This is a genomic window from Streptomyces sp. S6 (assembly GCF_054880855.1).
In genome coordinates this window covers 1-5,479 of the sequence record NZ_JBTYMC010000390.1, presented here as the reverse complement: position 1 = coordinate 5,479, position 5,479 = coordinate 1, and the positions used below count along the sequence as shown (strand labels likewise).

Genomic DNA, 5,479 nt, shown 5'->3' with positions numbered 1-5,479 from the left:
CGCTCGTCCGCCTCCCCGGCCCCCGCGACGCGGACGAGCGCGACGTCCCCGTACCGCGCGGCGACGTCCCACGCGGCGGGGTCCGTCGCGTCGACGACCCGCAGCGGACACCCGTGCCCCGACACCCCGCCCCTGGCCCCAGGAAATCCGGAGGAACCGCCCCCACAACGCTCCCCCTGCACCAGCCCGCCGCCCCTGCCTCCACTCACCCGGTCGAGCCCCGCGACAGCCGCCCCCGCCACGGACATCGCCACCAGCCCCACCCGCCGCGTCACCGCCGCCACCTCGGCCAGCGCCCCCACGACGTCCCCCGCACCCCCCAGCGTCACGAAGTCCAGCCCACCCCGCTCGGCCAGCCGCGCCAACTCCGCACAGTCCTCCCCCTCGGGCAGATCGACGGCGGCGGCGAGATGCGGCAACCCCCGGGAGACACTCACCGGTCCCCCTCCCCGCCCCCGAGTCCCGCCCGGCCCAGAAACTCGAACACCGCCCGGGCCACCACATCGTTCTGCCGGAACGCGGGCCCCCCGGTCCGAGGCCGCGTGAACGCCCCCGGCGTCCGCCCGTCCGTATACGGCCCGACCGCGAACCGCCGGGGGTGCGCCCGCCCTTGCGCGTCGAGCACCCGCCCGTCCACCGGATCGACCCGCAGCAGCCCCGCGTCCGTCTCCCCCACCCCCTCCTGCGCGAGCCCCCGCAGCAATGGATCGAGCGCCCGCCGCACGGACGCCTCCGGCAACCGCGCCTCGACGAGCGCCCGCGCCTCCACAACGGCCCCCGGAACGGTGGGACTCGACGCCCGGAACACCCCGCTCTCGGCCCGCACCGCCATGTCCGCCCCGACGAACCGCAGCACCCCCGCCCGGGACAGCGCGAGCATCTGCCGCAGCCGGGGCCCGGGCGGCCCGGACGCGAGATAGCTGAAGAACCCGTGCCAGGAGGAGGCGACTCGGCCCCCCAGCCGGATCAACTGGACGTAGACGGACAGCAGTCCGAGGAAGACGGCCAAGTCGGCGCTGTGCGCGTCATCGTGACGTCGCGTCAGATCAGCCTCGATGTGCGCCCGCAGCCCGTCCTGGAACTCCTCCCGCGACCCGTACCGCGCCCCCTCCAACGGCCGGTCCAGCGCGGCCAGATCGAGTCTGTCCCGGGCATCCGGCACCGCCTCGGCGACCAGCGCCGCCAGATCCACCCCGCCCCCCGCCGCATACTTCTCCTCGAAGTCGGCCCACTCCATCGCCGTCCGCTCGGGGTGCGCCGTGAACAGCCGGTGGTAGTGCGCGAACCCCAACTCCTTCTCCACCAGCGGCCACACGTCCCGCCGGTAGTCGAACCCGCCCGGCCGTGCGAGGAGTTCGTCGATCTCTCCGGGCCCGAGGAACCGGGGCAGCGGCGGACGCTCACCGGCCAACTCGTACCCGATCTTCGAGCGGTACGGCACACCCCGCCGCGACCCCACGTACAGCACCGGCTCCCGCCCCGACGGCACGTACACCTCGCCGTCGTACCGCCCACCCCGCCCCTCGGTGAGCAGCACCATCAGATCGACGAACGCCAGCCCGAACCCCCGGACGAGCACGGGCTCGCCGGGCGCCAGGGCGGAGAGGTCGCTGTCGGCGGTGAAGTCCGGGGGGAGGTGGACGAGCCCGTGCTCCTCGGCGTACGACGCCAACGCGCGCTGCTCGTCGTCGAGTTCGGCGTCGAGGTGGCCGAGCGCGAGGACGACGAGGTCGGCGCGCAGCACGTCGTAGCCATGCCCCGCCGTCCCCGTACTCTCCGACGCACCCTCACCCTCGACCGCCACCGAGTCCTCTCCCCGAGCCCTGACCGCCGCCGCCCCTCCGAGCGACTCCGAGCCCGCAGCCCCTGCCCCCGCAAGGCCCCCCACGCTCCCGGAGCCCCGCTCCAGCCACACCTCCTGAGCCCCGTCCACCCCCTCGGCGACCCGTATCGCCCGCCGGGCATGGTGCCGCACCCGTATCCCCGCCGGCAGCGCGGCGAGCGCCTGTTCGTAGAACCACCCCAGGTACGCCCCCTGGAGCTGCCGGTCGGCGAAGGTGGCACCGTCGATGCCCGCCCACTCGTGCAGGGTGGGCCCGGGACTTACCGGCCCGGCCATGCTTACCGTCTCGTCGGTGAACATCGTGACGTCCTCGGCGTGCGAGTTCATCCACAGCAGCGGTGACTGCGCGGTGCGCCAGATCCGCCCGCCGCCCGGTGGATGGGGGTCGACGAGGTGGATGTCGAGGCCCGAACCGTCGTACAGCTCGGGCGCGTTGGCGGCGATTCGCTCGATCAGCCCGACCCCTCGGGGTCCGGCTCCGACGATGACGAGGGAAGGCATGGAAGGCTCCGTGACGGAAGCTCCCGGCGCACGGCCGGGGGAGACGGTTGCCTTCACACGGGGCGCCGCGCGGCGCCGGTGCGGCCGAGCCCCTCAGCAGGGCCGCGTCCCGAGAGTACGACCGCGTTTCCGCTCGCTGTCAAGGTCGTCCACACTGTGAACGGTTCGTCTCAGGTCGGTTGACTCGCATCCGGAGACCTGTTCCACTTGGCCCATGCATCCACAGCAGTGGCTGGTCACCCGCTCCCACATCGACTTCGGTCGCGTGTGGTCCTGTTCCTGTTGAGCTGACCGCCACCCGCCCCGGGCCCGTCGGCCGGGGCGCCCTCGATGCCTTTCCGCAACGCCTTCACACGAGCGCCTCCCCCTCAGCTCGCCGCACCTGACACCCAGTCAGCCTCCTTGCGCAGGCAGACAATCAGCTCGGAGCGACCCCGAACGGCCGCTTCCGTTCACCCATACGCACCGCTTGTCACCCGTCCGCCACAAAGGATCATATTTCACTCTCAGTCAGCATCCGTACACGGTACGACCCTTGGGGCGCTTGGACTCTCGACGAATCGGCTGTGCACCAGTACCGTCACAAACCCCCCGCGCGGCGTCTATCCACTTGGCGCGACATCCGCATCATGGACGACCATGGGTCCTGCGGATAGCAAGCAGACCGCTGTGAGAGGAGGCGTCCATGGGATCGGTGCGCAAGGCGAGTGCCTGGCTTGGCCTCGTCGACGACAACGATGACGAGCGTTACTACGACGACGACTACTCCGAGGGGACCGACTCCGGCGAAGCCGCCTGGGTCACCGACCCCCGGGTCAAGGTCGCGACGGACACGGCCGAGGAGAAGGGCCGCCGGATCGGCACGGTCACCCCGGACAGCTTCCGGGACGCCCGTGCGATCGGCGAGCTCTTCCGCGAGGGCGTGCCGGTGATCATGAACCTGACGGCGATGGAGGCCGCCGACGCCAAGCGCGTCGTCGACTTCGCCGCCGGGCTCATCTTCGGGCTGCGCGGTTCGATCGAGCGCGTCTCCACGCGCGTGTTCCTGCTGACCCCGGCCCACACGGAGATCGTCAACGGCGACCCCGGCGGCCACCGCACGGACGGTTTCTTCAACCAGAGCTGAGGCAGGGCCGCTCACCGGCCCTGCCCCCTCGGGGTTCAGGTCCGGGGGTCAGCGGAAGGCGTCGAGTCCGGTGAGCGCCTTGCCCAGCACCAACTGGTGCATTTCCACGGTGCCTTCGTACGTCAGCACCGACTCCAGGTTCGTCGCGTGCCGCATCACGGGGTACTCCAGCGAGATCCCGTTGGCACCGAGGATCGTGCGCGAGGTACGGCAGATCTCGATGGCCTCGCGTACGTTGTTCAGCTTGCCGAAACTGACCTGTTCCGGGCGCAGCCGGCCCGCGTCCAGCCGCCGGCCCAGGTGATGGGCCAGCAGAATCCCCTTGTGCAACTCGACGGCCATGTCGGCGAGTTTGGCCTGCGTGAGCTGGAACCCCCCGATCGGCCGGCCGAACTGCTCACGCGTCTTCGCGTACTCCACGGCCGTCTCGAAACAGGCCCGCGCAGCCCCCATCGCGCCCCACACGATCCCATACCGGGCATGCGACAGGCAGCTCAGCGGCCCCTTCAGCCCGACGACCTCCGGCAGCACGGCGTCCTCGGGCAACCGCACGTCGTCCAGCACCAGTTCACTGGTGACCGACGCCCGCAGCGACCACTTGTGCTTGATCTCCGGCGCCGAGAACCCGTCCACATCGGTCGGGACGACGAACCCGCGCACCCCCGCCTCGGTCTGCGCCCACACCACCGCCACCCCGGCCACGGACCCGTTGGTGATCCACATCTTCCGCCCGTTGAGCACCCAGTCGGAGCCGTCCCGCTTGGCGTAGGTCCGCATCGACGCCGGGTCGGACCCGTGATCGGGCTCGGTCAGCCCGAAACACCCGATGACCTCCCCCGAGGCCATACCCGGCAGCCACTCCTGCTTCTGAGCCTCGCTCCCGAACCGGTGAATGGCGTACATGGCGAGCGACCCCTGCACGGACACGAGCGACCGAATCCCGGAGTCCCCCGCCTCCAGCTCCAAGCAGGCCAGCCCGTACTGCACAGCGCTGGCCCCCGCACACCCATACCCCTCCAACGACATCCCCAGCGCCCCGATACCCCCCAACTCCCGCGCCAGCTCCCGCACCTGAGGCAACTCCCCCGCCTCGTACCACCCCGCCACCCCGGGCAACACCCGCTCCCCCACCCACCGCCGCACGGTCTCCCGCACGGCGAGATCCTCGGGGGAGAGCAGTTCATCGATCCCCAGCAAGTCACCAGCGTCGAACGTTCCCACGTTTCCTCCCAAAACTAGCACCGCTAGTTACGACACCACTCGGGAACCTACGCCACGCCAGCACACAGGGAAAGCCAAACGCGGCGACCAGCCACGTCTTTCAGAGGCGCGGGGCTGTATCGATTTGCGGCTCCGCCGCGTGTGCGCGACCAGCCACCCACAACCCGCACCCGGCACTCAAGAGCCCCGTCACGACCTCACCCTCGGCGCCGGCACATCGACCTGCATCCCCCGAGGCAACCGCAACGCCATCACCGCCCCCAGCAACAACAACCCCGCACTCACCAACAACGTCACATGCAACCCATGCACGAACGACTCCCGAGCCACCCGCCGCAGCATTCCCCCCGCAGGCCCCCCGATCTCCCCCGCCACGTCATACGCCTCCCCGAGCGAATGCCCGGCGGCGACGGACGCCTCGGCCGGCACCCCCACCACCCCCACGACCCCCGGCTTGTACGCGGCGTTCATCACACTGCCGAGCAGCGCGATCCCGATCCCCGCCCCGAGCTGGTACGACGTCTCCCCCACTGCCGCCGCCCCACCCGCCTGCTCGGCCGGCGCCTCACTCAGCATCGACTCGTACGCGGCGAACAGCGTCGTCTCCAGCCCGAACCCCAGCAGCACGAACCCACCGAGCAGCAGCCCCGCGTCGTCCGACCCGCCCATCCCGGTCAGCGTCAGCACCGCGACGGCGGTCAGCAGGAACCCCGCGCACACCATCCGCCGGGGCCCGACCCGCCGCAGCAGCCGCGCGACTTCTTGTCGACCTTCATCGTCTCCAGCAG

The 5,479-nt window shown here is 71.2% G+C and carries 3 protein-coding genes and 2 pseudogenes; 1 reads left to right on the top strand and 4 read right to left on the bottom strand.

The window, feature by feature from the left end:
* Both ACVNF4_RS31965 and ACVNF4_RS31960 read right to left on the bottom strand, forming a co-directional pair.
* A pseudogene (locus tag ACVNF4_RS31965) lies at positions 1-437 on the bottom strand (LLM class flavin-dependent oxidoreductase); the annotation flags it as partial.
* A complete protein-coding gene (locus ACVNF4_RS31960; protein WP_461806371.1) occupies positions 434-2,344 on the bottom strand; it encodes an FAD/NAD(P)-binding protein in 1,911 nt (636 codons plus the stop codon). The pseudogene ACVNF4_RS31965 and the gene ACVNF4_RS31960, both read right to left, overlap by 4 nt.
* A 685-nt stretch (positions 2,345-3,029) precedes the next feature.
* Here ACVNF4_RS31960 and ACVNF4_RS31955 point away from each other — a divergent pair.
* Positions 3,030-3,470, top strand: a complete 441-nt coding sequence (locus ACVNF4_RS31955) for a cell division protein SepF (protein WP_461806370.1) — start codon at positions 3,030-3,032, stop codon at positions 3,468-3,470.
* Between the two features lie 48 nt (positions 3,471-3,518).
* Here ACVNF4_RS31955 and ACVNF4_RS31950 read toward each other — a convergent pair whose 3' ends face one another.
* Both ACVNF4_RS31950 and ACVNF4_RS31945 read right to left on the bottom strand, forming a co-directional pair.
* Complete coding sequence (locus ACVNF4_RS31950; protein ID WP_461806369.1) at positions 3,519-4,691, bottom strand: acyl-CoA dehydrogenase family protein; 1,173 nt, start codon at positions 4,689-4,691, stop codon at positions 3,519-3,521.
* A gap of 189 nt (positions 4,692-4,880) precedes the next feature.
* A pseudogene (locus ACVNF4_RS31945) lies at positions 4,881-5,479 on the bottom strand (MFS transporter); the annotation flags it as partial.